The organism is Haloarcula sp. DT43 (genome assembly GCF_037078405.1).
Classification (GTDB): domain Archaea; phylum Halobacteriota; class Halobacteria; order Halobacteriales; family Haloarculaceae; genus Haloarcula; species Haloarcula brevis.
The window spans coordinates 966,990-987,838 of the sequence record NZ_JAYMGZ010000001.1; the positions used below are offsets into that span (position 1 = coordinate 966,990).

Genomic DNA, 20,849 nt, shown 5'->3' on the forward strand with positions numbered 1-20,849 from the left:
CCCGCAGATAACCTTTTCCGGAGTCGTCGAGACGGCCCTGACGGACGACTTTAGTACAGGGAGCTACCACCGGAGCGTATGAGCGACGACGTCGACCTCCCTGAAAGCCACCCCCGCTACGAGTCGCTGCTGACCCGCCACCGCATCGAGGCGGGCGTCGACCGCGGTATCACCTCCCGGCAGGGCCTCATCGCCCAGGGCCGCGGCGAGGCCTTCGACTACCTGCTTGGCGAGCGGACCATCGACAGCGCCGACGCCGCCGAGCGGGCCGCCGCCGCGCACCTCCTCTCGGCCGACCACGCCGTGATTTCGGTCAACGGCAACGCCGCCGCCCTCGTCCCCGGCGAACTCGTCGAACTGGCCGAGGTGACCGGCGCGGACCTCGAAGTCAATCTGTTCAACCGCACGGAGGAGCGCATCGAAGCCATCGCCGCGTACCTCCGCGAACACGGCGCGACAGACGTGAAGGGGCTGACCGCCGACGGCCGTATCCCCGGGCTGGACCACGAGCGCGCGAAGGTCGACGCCGACGGCATCGGCGCGGCCGACGTGGTGCTGGTCCCGCTGGAGGACGGCGACCGTGCCGAGGCGCTGGGCGAGATGGGCAAGACCGAACTCGTCGTCGACCTCAATCCGCGGAGCCGCTCGGCCGAGGTGGCGACGGTGCCTATCGTCGACAACATCATCCGGGCGATACCGAACGTCACCGAGCACGCCCGGGCCCTCCGTGGCGACCCCGACGCCCAGCGGGCCGCAATCGAGGCCTTCGACGCCGAGGCCGCTCTGACCGACGCCGAGCGGACGATTCGGGAGGGCGACCTCGAATGAGCCTGCCGCCGTACATCTACGCCGACCGCCGGGTCCCCGACGAGGAGACCGTCAGGGAGGCCCTCGACCAGCGGACGATGACGGCCTTCGGCGATACCGAACAGCTGGAGCGGCTTCACCGGGTGTTCTACCCGGTGTTCAAGGTCGATTACGAGTACGAGACGGGCGAGGGCAAGCTGTTCGGCACGACGCGGAAGTCCGAGACGGCGCTTCTCGACGGGCTCTGGGCGGACAACGACCGGGCCGTCGCCCAGTACGTCGACGACACCGACGCGGAGGTCCGGCGGCCGACCAGCGACTACGACTTCGGCCGCAACGACCCGGCACTTGGCCGCTCGGTCCTGTTGCAGTTCCAGGTCACCGACGACGACGCCCGGTCGCTGCTGCCCCAGCGCGTCACGGAGTACCGCGAACAGCGCCGTCGGGATTCGTCAGGGACGGCGAACGTGTTCCTCCGAAAACTGCGCGAGTCCTACGGCCTGCCCGGCGATTTCGACCCCGACGGGTTCGACGGCGTGACCGCCGTCGACAGGCTGTACCTCCCGTTCTGGCTCGCCGAGTACCACTCACCCGATAGCTCGGACGTCAAGCTCGTCACCTTCCGGGACCCCGACGCCCCGACCGAGGAGCTCAAACGCCACGGCTGGCTCGCGGAGTTTCTCAGCGCCGAGCCCCGTCGGCTGGCCGACTACGGCTACGAGGTCAACCCCGACCGGCTCGAACGGAACATCCGCGAGCGAATCGACCGGCCCGACGAGTCCGGTTCGGCCGGGCCGGGCCGGGACACCGGGTCCGACAGCGACGGCGCACCGTCGATAAACCGCGAGCGACCGTCGGACGACGACGCAGTGGTCCAGCCCGACGGCGTCGACATGGAGGCCGACGGGCTGGTCGACCCCGACCCCGCCCGGAGCTTCGCCGACGTGGGCGGGATGAGCGACCTGCTGGAGACGCTCAACCACAAGGTCGTCCGGCCGCTGCAGGACCCGACCGCCTTCGAGGAGTACGGCATCGGCGTCGTCAACGGCGTCCTGTTGCACGGGCCGCCGGGCTGTGGGAAGACCCACGTCGCTGGCGCGCTCGCGGGCGAGGTCGACCACGCCTTCATCGAGGTGACGCCGGCCGACGTGACGAGCAAGTACATGGGCGAACCCGCACAGAAGGTCGAGGAGCTGTTCCAGATAGCCCGCGCGAACGCCCCGTGTATCCTCTTCATCGACGAAATCGACGGCATCGCCGGCGCGCGCGACGGCGACAGCAACATGAACAGCAGCGAGCAGCAACTGGTCAACCAACTGCTGACCGAACTGGAGGGCATCGCCGACGAGGACGTGGTCGTGGTCGCCGCGACGAACCTCGTTGAGGACGTCGACGACGCCATCCGCCGCTCGGGCCGGTTCGACGAACGGGTCGAGGTCCCGCCGCCGGACGCCGAGGCGCGCCGGCAGATTCTGGCGATTCACCTCGCCGGCCGGCCGACGGCGGCCGACATCGACCTGGACCCCGTCGTCGAGGAGACGGCCGGCTTCGCCGCCAGCGACATCGAACTCCTCGCGGAGGACGCCGCCCGCAAGGCACTGCGGGCCGACGCCCCAATCGGGACGCCCCATCTCGTGGAGGCCGCCGCGGAAACCGACACCAGCATCCCGGACTGGGTCGACCCCGAGATGGTTGCCGAGGACGGCGTCGTCCAGCCCGACGGCGTCGACCTGCAGGCCAGTTCGCTGGTCGAGCCCGACCCCGGACGCGACTTCGCCGACGTGGGTGGGATGGGCGAACTGAAGGCTCGGCTCGACGAGACGGTCATCGACCCGCTGGAGAACGCCGACACCTACGCCGAGTACGGCATCGACGTCCTCTCCGGGCTGTTGCTGTACGGCCCGCCCGGCTGCGGGAAGACCCATCTCGCCGGCGCGCTCGCGGGCGAACTCGGCCACAGCTTCGTCGAAATCAGCCCCGCGGACGTGACCAGCAAGTGGATGGGCGAGCCGGCCCGCAACGTCGCCGAGGTGTTCGAGGTGGCCCGCGCGAACGCCCCCTGCGTGCTGTTCATCGACGAAATCGACGGCATCGCGGGCTCGCGGCGCGGCTCGATGAACACGAGCGAACAGCAACTGGTCAACCAACTGCTGACCGAACTCGAAGGCGCGGCGGCCGAAGACGTGGTCGTGGTCGCCGCGACGAACTTCGTCGAGGACATCGACGCGGCGCTACGGCGCTCGGGCCGATTCGACGAACGGGTCGAGGTCCCGCCGCCGGACGCCGAGGCGCGCCGGCAGATTCTGGCGATTCACCTGCGGGACCGGCCCGTCGCCAGCGACATCGACTGGGACGCCGTCGTCGGCCCGACCGCGGGGTACGCCGCCAGCGACCTCGAACTCGTCGCGGAGGACGCGGCCCGACACGCCCTGCGGGCCGGGTCGGAGATAACCCAGGCGCACCTCGAAACCGCCGTCCGGGAGACCCATTCGAGCATCGCGGACTGGGACGACCGGGACCGCTACCAGGGCGCGGAGGGGACGGCGGACCTGGGACTCGGACCGTAGCCGGCGGCGGCTTCCGCTTTCTCGTGGCGTCGGTGCGGGCGTGTGAGGGTTCAAACGGGGAGAGCCCGTACTGTAGCCGATGCGTGTCTATCCCGGGACCGGCTCCGGCTGGAACTGGGCGTCGGAACCGAGGTGGTCGCCGTCCTCGAACACGTCGACGCGCTGGCGAACGCCGGCCGTCACGCCTTCCGGCACGCCTACCACCGGGCCGACGACGGCCGGTTCGAAGTGACCGACGGCGAGGGCGTGGCCGCGCGGTTCCCCGGCCCGACGGCGATGCGACGGGGCGGCTACCCGCCCGTACCGATGCCGCTGGTCCCCGAGCACCTGTTTCCCGACGGCGTGGACCGCTCGCGGTGGGCCGTCTGCCAGCCCGACGGGGAGTCCGACGTGCTGACCGCGACGGGGCTACGGACCTGGAATAGCTGCGAGTGCCGACCGAGCCGTCGCTCACGTGGGTCACAGTACCAGAACGGTTTTGTACCACCGAAAGATATCACTAGGTGGTATGACCGATTCAGACTCCTTCGAGCAGTTCAGCGACGTCGGCGAGGCGGAAGTCACACGCGCAATCGGCCAGGAGTGGACCGAGGAGTTCATGGACTTCTCGGACTCCGACGTCATCATCGTCGGGGGCGGCCCCTCGGGGCTGATGGCCGCGAAGGAACTCGCCGAGCGCGGTGTCCAGGTGATGGTCGTCGAGAAGAACAACTACCTCGGCGGCGGCTTCTGGCTCGGCGGCTTCCTCATGAACAAGGTCACGGTACGGGACCCGGCCCAGCAGGTGCTGGACGAACTCGACGTGGACCACAAGCAGTCCAAGGACAGCGAGGGACTGTACGTCGCCAACGGGCCGGAGGCCTGTTCGGGGCTCATCAAGGCCGCCTGCGACGCCGGCGCGAAGATGCAGAACATGACGGAGTTCACCGACATCGTCATCCGCGAGGACCACCGCGTCGGCGGTATCGTGATGAACTGGACGCCGGTCCACGCGCTGCCCCGCGAAATCACCTGCGTCGATCCCATCGCCGTCGAGGCCGACCTCGTCATCGACGCGACGGGCCACGACGCGATGGCCGTCAAGAAACTCGACGAGCGCGGCGTCCTGAACGCGCCGGGCCTCGAAGACGAGGCCAGCGGCATGGACCAGACCGACGACGACACCTACGGCGCGCCCGGCCACGACTCGCCCGGCCACGACTCGATGTGGGTCGGCGAGAGCGAGGACGCCGTCGTCGAACACACCGGCCTCGCCCACGACGGCCTCGTCGTCACCGGCATGGCCACGGCGACGACCTACGGCCTCCCGCGCATGGGGCCGACGTTCGGCGCGATGCTGGTCTCCGGGAAGCGCGCCGCGCAGGTTGCGCTGGACGAACTGGAGGTCGACGCCGACCCCGTCGACATCACCAGTCGCGACGCCGCGACACCCGCTGACGACTGACGCTCTCCAGAATTTTAACTGCCCAACTTTTTCGCGCTTGCTTGCATATTCGGGCCGAAATATCGCGTCCAAACCAACAATTAAGCGATAGTAGTGCAGAGATGCTAGGGATTGACAACCAATGTCCGAAGAGATGCAGCGGAGCGACAACGAGTCGGTCGGCGGCGAGCTCGCGGTCCAGCTCTGGAGTCGACGTCCGGTCTGTGGCCCACGGACGACAGCTATCGACCGGTTCACGGAACTCGCGGCGGCGGGAGTCGTCGACGACTTCGAGGTACAGACGTGGCCCGAGGAGGTCCCGGTCGACCCGGAGAGCGAGCACGGCGAGGTGCTGGCGACCATCGACCGGTACGAGCAGTGGGCACAGGAACGCGGGCTGAGCCTCCGACCGCCCTTCGAGACACGGACCTCGTCGCTGCTGGTCGGCGGGAGCACGGAGGTACTGCGCCTGCCGATGATTGCCGTCGCCGTCTACGCGGACGGCGACCTGGCCGGGGTCTACCCGTGTAGCGACGGCGAGAGGACGTGGTCGGTCACCGACTGCATCGACGCGCTGACGGCGGACCCGCCCACGCTCCCCCACGACGCGGGGTCGTGACGCGCCACCGACCGGTCCCACCCTCCGCTCTGCCGGTCCCGGTGGCCGGTGCAAATCCCGATACGTAACTGATATCACTGGCCGGTACCACCGTTGAATACCATGGAGTCTGTCACGCTGTACCGTGCCCCGACGACGGTCGTCGACGCCGCGACTGTCGCCGACTGGCTCGGCGCGCGGGTCGAGGCTGCCGTCTCCGTCCGGGACCGGTTTCTCTCGCGGCACGGCGATTCGGAACTGGCGGAATCGTTCGCACGGGCGCGGGTGCTCTCGCCCTACGACCGCGAGACCGGGAACACGATGCTCGGCATCGTTCGTTACGAGGAGCGAGCGCTGGACTCGCCCGAACGGGCCGGTGGCGTCATCTACGACGGGCTGGCCGTCCAGCGGGCGCTCCACGAGCGACTCCCCGAGGCCGAGCGGTCGCTGGACCACCTCCACGTCCCGCTGCTGGACCGCGTCGTCGGGACCTGGGGCGACCACGACGGCCGCTGGCACAAGCGCGTCACCGTCCTCGGCCAGCCCGCGGTCGTCTCGGTGCCGGGGCTGTACGAGGCCCCCGCAAAGCCGGAGCAGTACTACAAGGAACAGCAGCGACACGCCCTGCTCTCCGGCGGGGCACCGCCCCGCGAGGTGCTCGAAAACGAGGTCGAGGGGGCGTTTCTGGTCGAGGACGACCCCCGGACGACCGAGGCGCTCAAGGGCTACGTCCTGCAGGCCTACCACTACCTCGACACCGGCGAGACGTTCTGCGACGACGAGGCCTGCCGGCTCCACAACCCACACCGCCAGCCCGGCGTCGTCGCCGCACAGCTCCGGGAGCCCGAGTTCTGTCCCCGTCACGCGGAGCGCTACCGGCCGGCGTGACTACGTGACGGTCCCGCTCAGCAGGCCGACGAACCCGCCCGCCATCGTCTCGTAGCGCCTGTCGACTGTCCGCGCGGTCAGCCGCTCGCGGGCCGCCCGGACCCGCCGTTCGAACGCGCTGGCGTGTGACCGCGTCGAGAGCCGCGTCCCCGGCGCGGAGAGCCGGACGAACCCCTCGAACGCGAGATTCAGTGGCGCAGCGAGGGCGCTCTGGCTCCGCTGGAAATTCAACAGTGCGACGCGACCCCCCGAGGCGACGCAGTCACACCACGCGTCGACCGCCGCCGCGGGGTCCTCGAAGATACCGGCGACGAACGTCGCCAGCACGGCGTCTGCCCCCCGGACCGGCGGTCGGGACGCATCCGCCTGCACGTAGTGGACGCTCCCGCCCGTTCGCGCGGGACGGTCGCGTGCGCGGTCGAGCATCTCCCGAGTCACGTCGACGCCGACGATGCGCCCCGCCGGCCCGACCCGCTCGCGGAGCGCCGGCACGTTCGCGCCCGTGCCACACCCCATCTCGACGACGGTGTCGCCGGGGTCGAGCGCCAGCGCGGCCGCCGTCCGGTCGCGCCAGGAGGCCACGCCCGGCACGCTCGCCAGCCAGTCGTACACCCGCGCCCAGCGGCCGTAGAACGACTGCGCGTCGGTCACAGGATTTCGCGCGCCGTCTCGGCGACCGACACGGCGTCGTCCCCGAGCAGGTACACTACCGGCTCGATACCCATCGCGCCGGTGTGATAGAGGACGTCGACGCCCGGGTCCTCGGCCAGAGCGGCCGCAACGGCCGGTTCGACGCGCTCCTCGGCGTCGAACTCGACGGCGGTCAGGCCCTCGTCCCGCAGCGCGGCCACGACGGCCTCGTCGTACCGGACGTTCAGTACGGCGCGGGCGTCGCTCCCGGCGGTCCGTGCCGCCAGCAACAGCGTCGCGACGTGCTCGCTGACGCCGAACTCGGGGTCAGCCGGGATAGTCGCCCGCCCCTTCACGTCGAGAATCCGCCCCGGGACGGCGGCCACGTCCTCGATGCTCTCGGCCTCGGGGAGACACTGGACGAGGTTCGACCCGACCGCCGGGATGAGCGTCGCGAACCCGCTGGTGTTTTCCAGCACCGAGAGCCCGCGCCGCACGGACGCGAGCGTCCGCTCGGCCGACCGCAACTGCGAGTCCGGGTCGTGGACGGCGAACTCGTCGTCGTACTCACCCAGCTCCGGGACCGCCTCCTCGTGTAACTGCGCGAGGACGCCGCCGTGTTCGAGTTCGCGGACGAACACCTCCGTCTCGACCAGCGCCTGGACGGGGCTCATGTCGCCGTCGGCCAGCCCGTCGGCAAGCCGCTCGACCAGCTCCGCCAGCCCGCGGTGGGCCAGCAGGTCGTCGTGGCGCGCCACGTCGCCGTGGACGTACTTCGAGACCGCGCTCTGGCTGATGCCCAGCAGGTCCGCAACTTCCGACTGGGTCAGGCCACGCTCCCGCAGGGCGTCGGCCAGCAGCGAGCGGAACGTCGGCAGGAAGTCGTCGACGACGATTTCCTCGATGAACCGCATCTATCGTCGCCCTCCGCCGACCGCTGTCCCGCTCATTGGTCGCCTCCGAACTCGACCTCGGTTCTCACCGATACCGTGATACCACGCGTCGCGGGCATCACTGCTCGCCTCCGAACTCGCGGTCGCCCTGTATCTTGCTCGCCTGCGGCCCGGACTGACCCTGGTACTTCGAGCCGCGCTCGGCCCCGTAGGGCCGGTCGGCGGGCGTCTTGAGTTCCGTGAAGGTGAGCTGGGAGATTCGCATCCCCGGCGTCAGCGCCACCGGCGCGGTGCCGAGGTTCGACAGTTCGAGCGTGATTTGTCCCTCGTAGCCGGGGTCACACAGTCCGGCGGTCGCGTGTACCACAATCGCCAGCCGGCCCAGTGACGACCGCCCCTCGACGTGGGCGATGAGGTCGTCGGGGATGGCGACGCGCTCGTGGGTCGTCCCCAGCACGAAGTCGCCGGGGTGGAGGATGAACTCCCCGCCCTCCTCGATGACGGTCTCCTCGACGTAGTCGGCGACCTCGTCCTCGGAGTTCGGGTGGATACAGGGGATGTTGGCGTGCTGGAACTCCAGGAACTCCCGGCCGAGCCGGAGGTCGATGCTGGCCGGCTGAATCTGGATGTCCGGGTCGTCGAGCGGTTCGACGACGAGGTCACCCTGTTCCAGCCGTCGCAGGATGTCCGCATCGGAGAGTATCATGAGAGTGGCGTTTGCGGCCGCGGGCCTAAACCTCCCGGTTCTCAGGAGGCCAGCACGGGCAGCGTCGCGGCGACGACGGCGATGGTGACCGCGGCGTACCTGCCGATTCCGTGGACGACGCGGAGGCCGCCGGCCCACACGTACGCCTGCCAGGCCGCGGTGCCGACCTGTACCGCGAGGAAGGTGAGACCGGAGAGGCCTGTCTGCAGAGTCCGGACCTGTTCGAGCAGCACCTGTGGCGAGGTAGCGGCGAAATCCGCCCGGGCGGCGAACCCGACGAGCGCCGCCCCGCCGATGGCAGCGCCGACGACCGAGGGGAGCAGCCCCCAGCCAGTCACCTCCAGTGTCGCCCCGAACCCGGCCGAGCCGCCAGCGGTTTTCGCGCCGACGTACAGGACGACGGCGAGGCCGAACCAGACGACGACGAGGCCGACGAGGAGAGCGGGGAGTAGCTCGGCGGCCTGGTCCCAGAGGAGGGCCCCGATTTCGACGGTCTGCGTCGCCGGTTCGTCACAGCCGGCGACAGTCATCCCGCCGACGCCGCCGTCCTCGCAGAACTGGTCGGGCGGGCGCGCCGGGTTGTCTATCTCCGTTGTTCCGGTGAACTGGGCGGAAAACAGGCGGAGCGCGAGTCCACCGACGGTTGTCAGGGCCACGGCAGCGCCGAGCGCGAGCCCCGCCCCGCGAACGCCGCCGAGGTCGTCGCGCCGCTGTTCGAAGAACGCCCCGGGGCGCAGGAGGGCGGTTCGGATGGTGGAGGGCATCCCCGGGGTGTGCTCGGCCACGGCGTATGTACTCTGTGGTATGTGCAACCGTGAAGGGAGTCCGACGGGAGTTTAAGTACGGGTGGCCATGTAACCGTATGAAGCAGGCTATCGTCGCGCGGGCCGATATCGGTATGGGCGAGGGCAAACTCGCCGCCCAGGTCGCCCACGCCTCGCTGTCGGCCTACGAGGACGCCGGCCCGAAGCCCCGGAAAGCCTGGAAGGGCGCGGGCCAGAAGAAAGTCGTCCTGAAAGCCACGAGCGAGTCCGAGCTGTTCGAACTCGCGGACGTGGCCGAGCGCGAAGGCCTGCCGCATGCGGTCGTCCGGGACGCCGGCCACACACAGCTCGACCCGGGAACCGTCACGGCGCTCGCCGTCGGCCCCGCCGAGGACGAGCTGGTGGACCGCGTCACCGGCGACCTGCCGCTGTTCTGAGGGCAGCGGCCCGCGATACGGTTATATAAGAGCAACCCTAACCTCAGGTGAACAACAACACGATACATCATGCAAGGAAACGAACAACAGGCCTACGACCGCGGGATAACCATCTTCTCCCCGGACGGACGCCTCTATCAGGTCGAGTACGCACGAGAAGCCGTCAAGCGCGGAACCGCCAGCGTGGGGGTCCGCACCGAGGACGGCGTGGTCATCGCCGCAGACCGCCACGCCCGGTCGCCGCTCATCGAGCGCGACAGCATCGAGAAGATTCACGAGATCGACTCCCACGTCGGCGTCGCCAGCGCCGGCCACGTGGCCGACGCGCGCCAGCTCATCGACGTGGCGCGCCGCCAGGCCCAGGTCAACCGCCTGCGCTACGACGAGCCGGCCTCCGTCGAGTCGCTGACCAAGGAAATCACGGACTACATCCAGCAGTACACCCAGACGGGCGGCGCGCGCCCGTTCGGTGTCGCGCTGCTCGTCGCGGGCATCGAGGACGGCCAGCCGCGGCTGTTCGAGACGGACCCGTCGGGGACCCCCTACGAGTGGCAGGCCGTCGCCATCGGCGGCTCGCGCGAGGACATCCAGTCGTTCCTCGAAGACGAGTACGCCGAGGAGATGGACCTCGAAGGCGGCATCGAACTCGCGCTCCGCGCGCTCGCGTCGGTCAACGACGACGGTCTCGACGCGACGGGCGTCGACATCGCCACCATCGACGTGGAGACCGAGCAGTTCCAGAAGCTCTCGGAGGAGGACATCGCCGAGCGCCTCGAAGAGTTCGAACTCGGAGGTGAGAACTGATGTACGACCCCGAGAACCGGCTGACCGACGCCTACGAGCCCGAGGTCGGGACCCTCCCCAACGAGAGCGAGGGCCGCGACGAGGAGAACGTCGTCAAGACCGGGACCACGACCGTCGGCCTCTCGACCGAGGACGGCGTCATCATCGCCACGGACCGGCGCGCGTCGCTGGGCGGGCGCTTCGTCTCGAACAAGCAGGTCACGAAGGTCGAGCAGATTCACCCGACGGCCGCGATGACGCTGGTCGGCAGCGTCGGTGGCGCGCAGTCGTTCATCCGCTCCCTGCGGGCCGAGGCAGACCTCTATGAGGTCCGCCGGAACGAACCGCTCTCGATCCACGCGCTGGCGACGCTCGCGGGCAACTTCGCCCGCGGCGGCCCGTACTTCGCCATCAACCCAATCGTGGGCGGCGTCGACGAGGAGGGGAGCCACGTCTACAGCGTCGACCCGGCCGGCGGCGTCCTCCAGGACGACTACACCGTCACCGGCTCCGGGACGATGGTCGCGACGGGGACCATCGAGGGACAGTACGACCCCGAGATGAGCCTCGACGAGGCCCGCTCGCTGGCCATCCGCGCCGTCAACGCCGCGGCCGAGCGTGACACCGGCTCCGGCAACGGCGTCGTCATCGCCGAAATCACCGTCGAGGGCGTCGAGGTCGACGCCTTCGACGACTACGAGTCGGCCGAGTAATCCGGCCGTCCCGCGTCGGCTTTTTCGGGTGCCGTCGGGTAGTCCCTACTCGCGCGGCACGACCCGCATCGGATACTCTGACTGCCGCATGATGTCCTGTGCGACGCTGCCGAAGATGAGCCGGTCAGTCTGGCTCCGCTTGCGGACGCCGATGACGAGTTCGTCGGCGTCGACCTCCGCCGCGATGTCGAAGATGTCCGTCGCGGGACTGTTGCCCCGGATTATCTGGTAGGTCTCTACGGACACCAGGTCGCCCAGTCGGTCCGAGACGACTTCGAGCGCGGCCTTCCCGTCGGCGACCGCCGCCGACGACGTGCTGTCGCCGCCGCGCTGGGAGTTGACCGCGTAGACGCTGTCGTCGGGGTCAAGCACCCCTTCGAGGTACGAACACAGCGTTTCGCTGACTGTCTCGGAGTTCGTCGCGAGCACGAAGGTCTGCATACGCCGAGGTGCGACCGCCGCCGTTATAAGTGTGGTTCTAGTTACCAATTCGCATTTGAGTGTCCCTCCGTGACGACCAGCCAGCAGACCGCCAGAAAGACCGCGAGGACGAGCAGTATCGACCCCCAGACGAGCGCCCCGAAGGCCGTCGAGCCCAGCGCGGCGAGGGGAAGCGCGGCTGTCGCGGTCATCGCTCGGACCCCCCGTCGGCCACCGGGTCGTCGAGCGCCCGGACCTCCCGACCGAGGTCGTCGAGGTCGGCGTCGGCCCCGCCCAGTAGCGTCGCCACGGCGGTGAGTGCGGCCGAGACCAGCGTCGCGCCGGCGAAGGCGGTCAGGAACGACGGCGCTGGGAGGACGCTGCCGACGACCGGGACTGTTGTGACCAGGCCACGCAGCGACGGGAAGTACGCGAAGCCGACGACCAGGCCGGCGACCCCCGAGACCATCGCGCCCGGGCCGGTGAGCCGCTCGGTGTAGAGACCGGCGAGGAACGGGACGAAGACAGCGGCGGCCAGCAGGTCGGCAGTCAGGAACAACTGGAGGACGCTGTACCCCTGTGCGCCGATGGCCATCGCGGCGAGGGCGACGCCGACTGTCAGCCCGCGCCCGCCCAGCCAGAGGGTCCGCTGGTCGGGGTCGTCGAGCAGTCGGGCGAGGTCGGCGGTGACGACGCTGGCGATGGCGTTGAACATCGTGTCGGCGGAGCTCATCACCAGCAACACGGCGAGGACGACGACGGCGAGGGTCACCCACGCGGGGAACGCCTTCGCGACCACGAGGAAGAAGGCGATGCTCGCGGAGCCCGATTCGGTGAGGCCGAGCCCCGCCGCGGCGATGCCGAACAGCCCGGAGAGCAGGAGCATCGGGACGACCACGACGGCGGCGATGCCCAGCCCGCGCCGCAAGGTGCGTTCGCCGTCGGCGGCGTACACCCGCTGCCAGACGCCCTGGTTCAGCATGTTCGCACCGAGGAGGGCGAACGCGACGTACAGGCCGAACTCCAGTCCGGGACCGAACCCGGGGTCGAGCAGCGTCGGGTCGGCCGACACCACCGTCGCGTGGAGCCCGCTCGTCCCGCCCAGCGAGAGCAGCGCGCCGCCGAAGCCGACGGCCAGGAGCGGCAGGATGACCAGCGTCTGGACGGTGTCGGTGACGATGCTGGCGAGCAGGCCGCCGTAGGTCGTGTAGACGAGGACGAACCCCCCGACGAGCAGCGAGGTCTGCCAGAGCGGCACGTCCGCGACGAGCGCGAGCGCGCCGGCGATGCCGGTCATCTCCGCGGCGAGGAAGATGAACATGTAGAACACCGAGACGACCAGGACGAGCAGGTACATCCCGGTGCCAAAGCGGGCGTAGGCGAACTCGGTCAGCGAGTGGCCCGCGGGCATCACCTCGCGGATGCGAGCGCCGACCGGCACGAAGAGCGCGAGCGGAATCGCGCTGCCGATGGCGTAGCCCAGGACGGCGGGCAACCCGCCGAAAGCGGCCCCGGCCTCGGCTGGGCTCAGCAGAATCCAGACGCCCATCATCGACGCGATGACCGTCGCGGCGAGGGTCCCGCTGCCGGCCGAGTCACGCGCCGAGATGTACGACTCCACCGAGTCGATGCGGCCGCGCGCGGCCAGGAGGCCGACGCCGGTGAACACGAGGACTGTGGCCGCGGTCAGGCCGAGCGCCACGGTCGAGGAGACCATCTACGGGCTCACCTCGCTGTCGGCCGCGTCGTAGGCCGTCTCGAAGAACTGCCGTTCGAGCGCGACCGTGCGCTCGAACAGCGACGCGACGCGGGCCGCCCGCCGCGGCGAGAGCGTCGGGCCGACGGCGTCGAGTTCGCCCCGGAGCCAGTCGACGAACGCGACGAACGGCTCGACCGCGTGGAGGTCCACCCACTCGGCGAAGTAGAAGGGCAGCCCCGTCCCGGCGCTGGGCGGGCCGCCCGGGTCGCCGTGCGCCGCGGCGGCCGCCGTCGCCCACGACTCGTATATCCACTCGGCGGGGACGAGCACGGCCAGCGTCTCCGCGTAGCCGCCCTCCCGCGCGGCCCGGCCCAGCAGGTCGACGAACGCCGCCGTCGTCGGCGTCGGCTCGGGGTCCTGCCAGTCCGGTTCGTCGACCCCCAGCGCCGCGAAGGAGCGCTCGAAGTAGTCGTCTTCCTCGTCGGTCACGGTATCGAGGAACTCGACGAGGCGGCGCTTGGCCGCCATGTCCGGAGCCTGTCCGACCGCGTGGCCGAACGTCCCGACGAGTTCGCCGACGAAGGCGTAGTCCTGCACCAGGTAGTGTGCGAACGCGCCCTCGTCGAGCGTGCCGGCCCCGAGTTCTTCGACGAATCGGTGCCCGACGGCGGCGTCCCAGTCGGGCTGATTCCGCTCGCGGAGCCAATCGGTGAACTGGGGGTCCGTGACGCGGTCGGCGTAGGCCGCGTACGCCTCGGTCGTCATAGCGCCCACCCCTCCCGCGTGTAGGCCATCTCCCAGAACCGGTGTTCGAGCTTCGCGCTCGTCAGGAACGCCGCCTCCATGGCGTCGTGCTGGCCGGGATAGCGCTCGCCACAGCGGTCGACGTAGGCCCGACACCACTCGGTCGCCTCGCGGAACTCCGCGCCGGTGTACTGCTCGATGAACGGCGTGTAGCGGTGCTCCTCCTCGGCCAGGTCGGCCATGTGGGCGGCCACGTCGAGGTAGCCCTGCATGCAGGGGTACAGCGCCGCGGCGATTTCGGCCTCGTGGCCCTCGTAGGCCGTCCGGACGAGGAAGTTCGTGTACGCCAGACAGGTCGGGGCCTTCTCGGTCGACTCCAGGTCGGCCTCGGAGACGCCGTAGTCGGCCGCGAACTCCCGGTGGAGGTCCATCTCGGTGTCGAGCACTTGGTGGGCGACGCCGAGCAGGTGCGCCATCGTCGACTCGTCGCGCGCCGTCGCCCCCGCGAGCGCGAACAGTCGCGCGTAGTCCTGCAGGTACCGGTAGTCCTGTTTCACCCAGTGCTCGAACGCCGACTCGTCGAGCGTCCCGTGGGCCAGTTCGGTGACGAACGGGTGCGCCTTCTGTGCCGCCCAGATGCTTTCGCCGATGTCGAGCAGGTGGTCGCTGAACGCCATTGGTAGTCGACGCGACGCGGCCCTGCGTATTATATCCTGCTAATACAACTTGGTTGTACAGCGCGCGGCGGGGGGTGCCCGACGGCCGGCCCGGCTGTGGGCGACCTTCGTTGCACAGTCCCAACTGCTAAGCGAACCACGACCCTCACTCCCGGCAATGACACTGCAGTTGCCGAGCGAAATCGTGGTCGAGCGGTTCCTCCCGACCGCCCGGGCGATGCTCGCGACGGAGCTCGACGAGAAGGGGTGGACCCAGCAGGACATCGCCGACCAGCTCGGGGTGACACAGGCCGCGGTGAGCAAGTACGCCAGCGGCTCGGTCACCGTCGAGGAGCGGTTCCGGGAGGACGCCCGGATGCGACAGACCATCGAGCGCATCGCCGACGGCCTGGCCGCGGGCGAGATGGACGAGTACGCGGTGCTCGGCGAACTGCTCGCGCTGGTCCGGGAGTTCGAGGACCGCGGCCCCATCTGTGCGGTCCACGAGGAGGAGATGCCGGCGCTACGGGGGCTGGGCTGTGACCTCTGCGTTCGCGGGACCGACACCGCGGTGCTGGAGGAGCGGGCTGTCCTGTCGTCGGTCCGGCGGGCGACCCGCCTGCTGGCGGACAGCGCCGTCGTCGACGCCATCCCGAACGTGGGGATGAACGTCGGCATGGCCCTGCCGGACGCCGAGGACGCCCTCGACGTGGCGGCGGTCCCCGGACGGATTCACGACCTCCGGGGGCGGGTCAACGTCCCGTCGAACCCGGAGTTCGGGGCGTCGGAACACGTCGCCCGGACGATTCTGGCCGCGTCTGCGGTCGACCCCACGCGCCGGGCGGCGCTCAATCTCGTGACCGACGAGGCGGTCCTCGATGCGGCCCGCGAACGGGGCGTCGAGCCGCTGGAGTTCGACGCCGGCTACGAGGACCGGGCCGACCGCCTCGAAGCGGCGTTCCGGGAGCGGAGCGCGGTCCCCCGGGTCATCTACCACACCGGCGCGTTCGGTATCGAACCGATAACCTACGTCTTCGGCGAGACGGCGGACGAGGCCGCCGAGTTCGCGGTCGACCTCCTCGACGCGGCCGGCGCGTAGTCCGCCGTCAGAACCAGCCGGTCTCGGGGTCGACGGGGTTTTCGGGCTCCTCGCCCCGCAGGGCCCGGACGACGTCCTCGACGACGGTCTCTGTCACCTCGACCCGGGACTCCTCGGAGTACCACGCGACGTGGGGGCTGCAGACGACGCTGTCGAGGTCGTGCAGCGACGACTCCCCCGGAGGCTCGGCCTCGCGTACGTCCAGTCCGGCCCCGCCGAGGTCCCCGCTGACGAGCGCGTCGTACAGCGCCGCCTCGTCGACCAGCCCGCCCCGAGCCGTGTTCACGAGCAACGCGTCGTCGGCCATGCGGTCGAGGGCGTCCGCGTCGACCAGCCCCCGCGTCTCGTCGGTCAGCGGCGCGTGCAGCGAGACGACGTCGGACTCGGCCAGCAGCGTCTCCAACGTGACCGATTCGACGCCGAGGTCGCCCATCCGATACTCGGGGACGTACGGGTCGTAGGCGATTACGTCCACGTCGAAACCCCGGAGCTTCGCGGCGAACCGCCTCGCCAGTTTGCCGAAGGCGACGAGGCCGACGGTGCTGCCGGCGATGCGATGCATCGGCTGGCCGACTGACCACTCCCACTCGCCGCTTTTCACCGACCGGTCGAACGTCGGTATCTTCCGCAGGCAGGCGAGCGTGAGCGCGAACGCGTGGGTCGATACCTCCTCGACGGAGTACGCGGGGACGTTGACGACCGTCACGCCGGCGTCGACCGCCGCCCGCACGTCGATGTTGTCCACGCCGATGCCGGCCCGACCCACCACTTTGAGCGAGTCGGCGGCGTCGACGACCTCGGCCGTGACCTGCGTGCCGGCGTCGACGACCAGCGCGTCCGCGCCGTCGACCGCGCGTGCGACGGCCGCCGGCTCCTTGGCCCCCGTCGTCTCGACGGTCGCGTCGACCGCGTCCAGTACCGCCGTCCGCGTCTCCTCGTCCATCACCTTGGTGTCGGAGACGATGACTCGATACGACATACCATGGCTTGCCGCGGCCCCGAAATAAAGTCACCCGTCGGGTCTGGGGGGGCTGTCACACCTCGCTGCCCTCGGCAGTCAACCGTCCGCACTGACCTGTGCCACGAGGTCTCTGGCCGATTGCCCCTTCTTCGACCGTTAAGTTGCTGGCGGAACTGCGCTCCGACAATGGCACCCGAGACGGGGGCCGAGGAGGACGTGGACCTGCTCGACTCCTTCCGGCAGTTCTTCGCGCTGGAGCGGGACGTGCTTGTGTTGTCGCTGTCCATGCTCGCGTTCAGCCTCGCGTTCCAGATGACGAGCCGGTACGTCCCCGAGTACATGCGGCTCTTGGGGGCCAGCGCGGGCGTCATCGGCCTGTACGGCAGCGTCGGGAACCTCATCAGCGCGGTGTACCCCTACCCCGGCGGGGCGGTGTCCGACCGCGTCGGCTCGCGGCTGGCGCTGACCGCCTTCGCGACGCTTGCGACGGCCGGCTTCGGCGTCTGGTACCTCGCCTCCGTCGTCGGCGACATCGCGCTCGGGACGGTGACGCTGCCGGCCTGGACGCTCGTGTTCGTCGGCCTCTTTCTGGCACAGGCTTGGAAGTCCTTCGGGCTGGGTGCGACCTTCGCCATCGTCAAACAGAGCGTCCCGCCCGAGCGGCTGGCGATGGGGTTTGCCAGCACGGAGGTGTTCCGCCGCATCGGCTTCCTGCTCGGGCCGCTGGCCGCCGCGGCGCTGCTCGCCACGACCGCGACGTTCGTCGGGGGCTTCCAGCGCGTGCTGGCGGTCGCGCTGGCCTGTGGCCTCGTCGCCACCGTCGCCCAGCACGTCCTCTACGACGCCAGCGAGGACACGCTCGGGAAGTCCTTCGAGGGCATCGACCAGATACGCGCCGACCTGCGGACGATGCCGGCGACGCTCCGCCCGCTCCTGGTCGCGGACACGTTCGTCCGCTTCGCCAACGGGATGGTGTACGTCTTCTTCGTCATCGTCGTCACGGAGTTCCTCTCGGTCGGGTTCACCGGCTTCGGCGTCCAGTTGCGCCCCGACGCCTTCTTCGGCGTCCTGCTCGGCGTCGAGATGGTCGTCGCCATCCTCTCGATGGCCCCCGTGGCGAAACTCTCCGAGTGGGCCGGCCTCAAGCCCGCCGTCGCACTGGGCTTTCTCGTCTACGCCGTGTTCCCGCTCTTGCTCGTCTTCGCGCCGGGCGACCAGTGGGTCCTGGTGCTCCTGTTCGCGTTCTCGGGACTGCGGTTTGCCGGCCTGCCCGCCCACAAGGCGCTCATCGTCGGCCCCGCCGAACGGGACACCGGCGGTCGCGTCACCGGGACCTACTACCTGATTCGGAACACGCTGGTCATCCCGAGCGCCGCGCTCGGGGGCTGGCTGTACGGCAGCGAGTGGGTCGTCGCCGTCGGTGAGGCGACGCTACGGGCCGGCCCCGAACTCGCCTTCGGCGTCGCTACCGCCGTCGGGCTGGCCGGCGTCGCCTACTTCGTCGCCTTCGGTCGGGAGTTCGAGGCGTACAACTAGGGCCGTGTCTACCACTCCTCGCGGGGCGGGAACTCCTCGCCACAGCGCGGACAGTACCGCATCGGTGCGCGGGACTCCTGGCCGTCCCTGTCGAACGTTATCTCCCGGCCACAGCTCTCACATGCTAGCTTTGGCATCGTGGTGTTCTCGGGTCGCCCGCACAGCCACGACCCGGTCACGGATACAGTGTGTGCCGTGATAACACTAGGTATCGGCCGCAGCGCGGGTCGACGCCGCGTCCGCAAGCGCCAGCCATAAGCGCCGAGCCACGAACAGTCGACCAATGCAAGCGGCCCACCCCATCGAGCGAGCGGTCGGCATGGAGTACTACGTCAGCGACGCCGACGGGGTAGGCGGCCGTCTCCGCGCCTCCCCGGCCGACTTCCGGGTCCGGGAACTGGAGGCGTTCGATACCGAACCGGTCGACGCCGACACCGGCGCGTACCCGCATCTCGTCTTCCGGGCGGAGCTTCGCAACTGGGAGACCAACGACTTCGCCAGCGAGCTATCGGACCGACTGGGCATCTCCCGCGAGCGGGTGTCGTGGGCGGGGACGAAGGACAAGCGCGCGGTCACGACCCAGCTGTTCTCGGTGAAAGGCGTCGCGGCCGAGGACCTGCCGGAAATCGGCGGCACGGACATCGAGGTCGTCGGCCGCGCCGGCCGTCCCATCCTCTTTGGCGACCTGGCCGGCAACGCCTTCGAAATCGTCGTCCGGGAGACCGAGAACGCCGACGCCGCCGCGAGCGTCGTGGCGGACCTTCAGGCGTTCGCCACCGGGGACGACCCGACCGCGGGCGAGGGCGGCGAAACCGCCCTCCCGGACGGTGAGACAACGGTCGGCGTGCCCAACTACTTCGGTCAGCAGCGGTTCGGGTCGCGCCGGCCGGTCACCCACGAGGTCGGGCTGGCTATCGCCCGCGGCGAGTGGGAGGACGCGGTCCTGGCCTACGTCGGGAACCCCCACGAGCGCGAACCGGAGTCGACCCGAGAGGCGCGCGCGTACGTCGACGAAACCCGCGACTGGGCCGGCGCGCTGGACAGGCTCCCGGGGGCGCTGGGCTACGAACGCTCCATCTGTCACCGGCTGGTCGAGAACGGGGCAGCGGAGCCGGCGGACTTCCGCGACGCCTTGGAGGCCCTGCCGTCGAACCTCCAGTCGCTGTTCGTCAACGCCGCTCAGTCGTACGTCTTCAACCGCATCCTCTCGGAGCGGCTGGAGCGGGGGCTCCCCTTCGACCGGCCGGTCGAGGGCGACGTGGTCTGTTTCCGGGACGGCGACGCCCCCGAGGACTTCCCGATTCCCGACGCCGACCGCACCCAGGAGGTCACGGCAAAGCGGCTCTCGACCGTCGAGCGCCACTGCGAGCGCGGGCGGGCCTTCGTCACGGCGCCGCTGGTCGGGACCGACACCGAACTCGGCGGCGGCGAACCGGGCGACATCGCCCGCGGGGTCCTCGACGACCTCGGGCTCGAACGCGGCGACTTCGACCTCCCCGGCGCGTTCGACAGCGACGGGACGCGCCGCGCGATACTGCTCCGGACCGACCTCGGCGTCGACCGTGCCGGCGACGACCTGACGTTCTCCTTCTCGTTGCCGAAGGGGAGCTACGCGACGGTCCTCCTCCGGGAGTTCCGCAAGGGCGACCCGGACGCATAGCAGGCCCTTCGGGCGCTCGGTAAATGACGCGGAATATGCAACGGTTAAGTCCGGCCACACACGCCATCTCGTATGGGCGAGCTACCGGACGAGTTCTCGTGTACCATCACCGACTGGGAGTACATCTACAGCCTCTGTCGAGACGTGGCCGACGACGTGAAAGCCGCCGCGTTCGAGCCCGACGTGGTCGTCGCGCTGGCACGGGGCGGCTGGTTCGGCGGGCGCTGTCTCTGTGACTTCCTCGGGCTGGACGACTTAGCGAGCCTGAAAGTCGAGCACTACGTCGGGACCGCGGCGAAAGGCGAGGAGGCACAGATAAAGTACCCGCTGGCCGACGGTGCGGTCGAGGGCAAGGACGTGCTGGTCGTCGACGACATCGCCGACACCGGTCAGTCAATCGAGACGGCCGCCGAGTGCGTCCGCGACCGAAACCCCAGCAGCGTCCGAACGGCGACGCTCCAGTTGCTCCAGACGAGCGACCACGAACCGGAGTTCGTCGGCGAGCGCCTCGACGAGTGGACCTGGGTCGTCTACCCCTGGAACTTCGTCGAGGACATGGTCGAGCTCGTCGCGGGCGTGATGGCAAAGAGCGACCTGGAGACGCACACGGAAGCCGACATCCGCCGCCTGCTGCGGGAGTACCACGGCGTTGGCCGCACGGACCTGGAAATCGCCCAGCCGGACCGACTGGGCGAGGTCACCGCGGAGATGGAACGGCGCGGCGTCGCCGAAGCGGCCGGCGACGGCTGGCGACTCGCCGACGACTGAGACGGGGCGGCGTCGCTCACTCCGGCGGCAGTCGCTGTAGAAACGGGCACGGCAGTCGCTCCACCCGGGGTCGACGGAACCGAACGGCTAGCGCCGT

24 protein-coding genes are annotated in these 20,849 nt (G+C 69.8%); 12 read left to right on the top strand and 12 right to left on the bottom strand.

The window, feature by feature from the left end:
• The first annotated feature begins 78 nt into the window (after positions 1–78).
• On the top strand, positions 79–828 hold the full coding sequence (locus tag VI123_RS05200) for a 4-phosphopantoate--beta-alanine ligase (protein ID WP_336336983.1): 750 nt from the start codon (positions 79–81) through the stop codon (positions 826–828).
• On the top strand, positions 825–3,374 hold the full coding sequence (locus tag VI123_RS05205) for an ATP-binding protein (RefSeq protein WP_336336984.1): 2,550 nt from the start codon (positions 825–827) through the stop codon (positions 3,372–3,374). Before VI123_RS05200 ends, VI123_RS05205 begins: the two co-directional genes overlap by 4 nt.
• Before the next feature lie 87 nt (positions 3,375–3,461).
• Here VI123_RS05205 and VI123_RS05210 read toward each other — a convergent pair whose 3' ends face one another.
• Positions 3,462–3,701: a hypothetical protein gene (locus tag VI123_RS05210; protein ID WP_336336985.1), complete on the bottom strand. Its 240-nt coding sequence runs from the start codon at positions 3,699–3,701 to the stop codon at positions 3,462–3,464.
• Positions 3,702–3,882: 181 nt separating this feature from the next.
• Here VI123_RS05210 and VI123_RS05215 point away from each other — a divergent pair, with 181 nt between their 5' ends.
• The 3 genes from VI123_RS05215 to VI123_RS05225 all read left to right on the top strand — a co-directional run bounded on the left by VI123_RS05215 (position 3,883) and on the right by VI123_RS05225 (position 6,283).
• The gene (locus VI123_RS05215; RefSeq protein WP_336336986.1) at positions 3,883–4,818 is read left to right on the top strand and encodes a sulfide-dependent adenosine diphosphate thiazole synthase; all 936 of its coding nucleotides are present in this window, start codon (positions 3,883–3,885) and stop codon (positions 4,816–4,818) included.
• A 121-nt stretch (positions 4,819–4,939) separates the two neighbouring features.
• Positions 4,940–5,416 (top strand): HTH domain-containing protein, encoded by a 477-nt coding sequence (locus VI123_RS05220; protein ID WP_336336987.1) that lies wholly within the window; start codon positions 4,940–4,942, stop codon positions 5,414–5,416.
• 102 nt (positions 5,417–5,518) lie between these two features.
• Positions 5,519–6,283 carry a DUF7001 family protein gene (locus tag VI123_RS05225; protein WP_336336988.1) on the top strand — a complete coding sequence of 255 codons (765 nt, stop codon included), beginning with the start codon at positions 5,519–5,521 and terminating at the stop codon, positions 6,281–6,283.
• On the opposite strand, the gene VI123_RS05230 is transcribed toward VI123_RS05225, so the two are convergent.
• From VI123_RS05230 to VI123_RS05245, 4 genes are all read right to left on the bottom strand, one after another.
• Positions 6,284–6,934 (bottom strand): class I SAM-dependent methyltransferase, encoded by a 651-nt coding sequence (locus VI123_RS05230; protein ID WP_336336989.1) that lies wholly within the window; start codon positions 6,932–6,934, stop codon positions 6,284–6,286.
• Positions 6,931–7,827: a thiamine-phosphate synthase family protein gene (locus VI123_RS05235; protein ID WP_336336990.1), complete on the bottom strand. Its 897-nt coding sequence runs from the start codon at positions 7,825–7,827 to the stop codon at positions 6,931–6,933. Before VI123_RS05235 ends, VI123_RS05230 begins: the two co-directional genes overlap by 4 nt.
• Before the next feature lie 97 nt (positions 7,828–7,924).
• A complete protein-coding gene (gene dcd, locus VI123_RS05240; protein WP_336336991.1) occupies positions 7,925–8,512 on the bottom strand; it encodes a dCTP deaminase in 588 nt (195 codons plus the stop codon).
• Between the two features lie 41 nt (positions 8,513–8,553).
• The gene (locus tag VI123_RS05245) at positions 8,554–9,276 is read right to left on the bottom strand and encodes a Yip1 family protein (RefSeq protein WP_336336992.1); all 723 of its coding nucleotides are present in this window, start codon (positions 9,274–9,276) and stop codon (positions 8,554–8,556) included.
• Between the two features lie 98 nt (positions 9,277–9,374).
• On the opposite strand from VI123_RS05245, the gene pth2 reads away from it, so the two are divergent.
• The 3 genes from pth2 to psmB all read left to right on the top strand — a co-directional run bounded on the left by pth2 (position 9,375) and on the right by psmB (position 11,209).
• Positions 9,375–9,713 (top strand): peptidyl-tRNA hydrolase Pth2, encoded by a 339-nt coding sequence (pth2, locus tag VI123_RS05250; RefSeq protein ID WP_004591375.1) that lies wholly within the window; start codon positions 9,375–9,377, stop codon positions 9,711–9,713.
• Positions 9,714–9,782: 69 nt separating this feature from the next.
• Positions 9,783–10,517, top strand: coding sequence for an archaeal proteasome endopeptidase complex subunit alpha (psmA, locus tag VI123_RS05255; protein ID WP_336336993.1), 735 nt, complete (start codon positions 9,783–9,785; stop codon positions 10,515–10,517).
• The gene (gene psmB, locus VI123_RS05260; protein WP_336336994.1) at positions 10,517–11,209 is read left to right on the top strand and encodes an archaeal proteasome endopeptidase complex subunit beta; all 693 of its coding nucleotides are present in this window, start codon (positions 10,517–10,519) and stop codon (positions 11,207–11,209) included. The genes psmA and psmB overlap by 1 nt, the downstream gene beginning before the upstream one ends.
• A 45-nt stretch (positions 11,210–11,254) precedes the next feature.
• Here the strand turns inward: psmB and VI123_RS05265 are convergent, their stop codons facing one another.
• From VI123_RS05265 to tenA, 5 genes are read right to left on the bottom strand one after another with little or no spacing between them, the layout of a single operon-like run.
• Positions 11,255–11,650, bottom strand: coding sequence for a universal stress protein (locus VI123_RS05265; RefSeq protein ID WP_336336995.1), 396 nt, complete (start codon positions 11,648–11,650; stop codon positions 11,255–11,257).
• Between the two features lie 41 nt (positions 11,651–11,691).
• Positions 11,692–11,841 (bottom strand): hypothetical protein, encoded by a 150-nt coding sequence (locus VI123_RS05270; RefSeq protein ID WP_336336996.1) that lies wholly within the window; start codon positions 11,839–11,841, stop codon positions 11,692–11,694.
• Positions 11,838–13,346 (bottom strand): sodium:solute symporter family transporter, encoded by a 1,509-nt coding sequence (locus VI123_RS05275; RefSeq protein ID WP_336336997.1) that lies wholly within the window; start codon positions 13,344–13,346, stop codon positions 11,838–11,840. Before VI123_RS05275 ends, VI123_RS05270 begins: the two co-directional genes overlap by 4 nt.
• Positions 13,347–14,093 (bottom strand): TenA family protein, encoded by a 747-nt coding sequence (locus VI123_RS05280; RefSeq protein ID WP_336336998.1) that lies wholly within the window; start codon positions 14,091–14,093, stop codon positions 13,347–13,349. It abuts the gene before it with no gap.
• The gene (gene tenA / locus VI123_RS05285) at positions 14,090–14,749 is read right to left on the bottom strand and encodes a thiaminase II (protein WP_336336999.1); all 660 of its coding nucleotides are present in this window, start codon (positions 14,747–14,749) and stop codon (positions 14,090–14,092) included. Before tenA ends, VI123_RS05280 begins: the two co-directional genes overlap by 4 nt.
• 157 nt (positions 14,750–14,906) lie before the next feature.
• On the opposite strand from tenA, the gene VI123_RS05290 reads away from it, so the two are divergent.
• Positions 14,907–15,827: a thiamine-phosphate synthase family protein gene (locus VI123_RS05290; protein WP_336337000.1), complete on the top strand. Its 921-nt coding sequence runs from the start codon at positions 14,907–14,909 to the stop codon at positions 15,825–15,827.
• A gap of 7 nt (positions 15,828–15,834) precedes the next feature.
• Here the strand turns inward: VI123_RS05290 and VI123_RS05295 are convergent, their stop codons facing one another.
• The gene (locus VI123_RS05295; RefSeq protein ID WP_336337001.1) at positions 15,835–16,806 is read right to left on the bottom strand and encodes a C-terminal binding protein; all 972 of its coding nucleotides are present in this window, start codon (positions 16,804–16,806) and stop codon (positions 15,835–15,837) included.
• 168 nt (positions 16,807–16,974) lie between these two features.
• On the opposite strand from VI123_RS05295, the gene VI123_RS05300 reads away from it, so the two are divergent.
• Positions 16,975–18,324 carry an MFS transporter gene (locus VI123_RS05300; RefSeq protein WP_336337002.1) on the top strand — a complete coding sequence of 450 codons (1,350 nt, stop codon included), beginning with the start codon at positions 16,975–16,977 and terminating at the stop codon, positions 18,322–18,324.
• Between the two features lie 8 nt (positions 18,325–18,332).
• On the opposite strand, the gene VI123_RS05305 is transcribed toward VI123_RS05300, so the two are convergent.
• Entirely contained in the window at positions 18,333–18,461 is a 129-nt protein-coding gene (locus VI123_RS05305) for a hypothetical protein (protein WP_255410195.1), read from the bottom strand.
• A gap of 146 nt (positions 18,462–18,607) precedes the next feature.
• Between VI123_RS05305 and truD the strand changes: the two genes are divergently transcribed.
• Both truD and VI123_RS05315 read left to right on the top strand, forming a co-directional pair.
• A complete protein-coding gene (gene truD / locus VI123_RS05310; protein ID WP_336337003.1) occupies positions 18,608–19,984 on the top strand; it encodes a tRNA pseudouridine(13) synthase TruD in 1,377 nt (458 codons plus the stop codon).
• Between the two features lie 72 nt (positions 19,985–20,056).
• Complete coding sequence (locus tag VI123_RS05315) at positions 20,057–20,752, top strand: phosphoribosyltransferase (RefSeq protein WP_336337004.1); 696 nt, start codon at positions 20,057–20,059, stop codon at positions 20,750–20,752.
• The last annotated feature ends 97 nt before the right edge of the window (positions 20,753–20,849 follow it).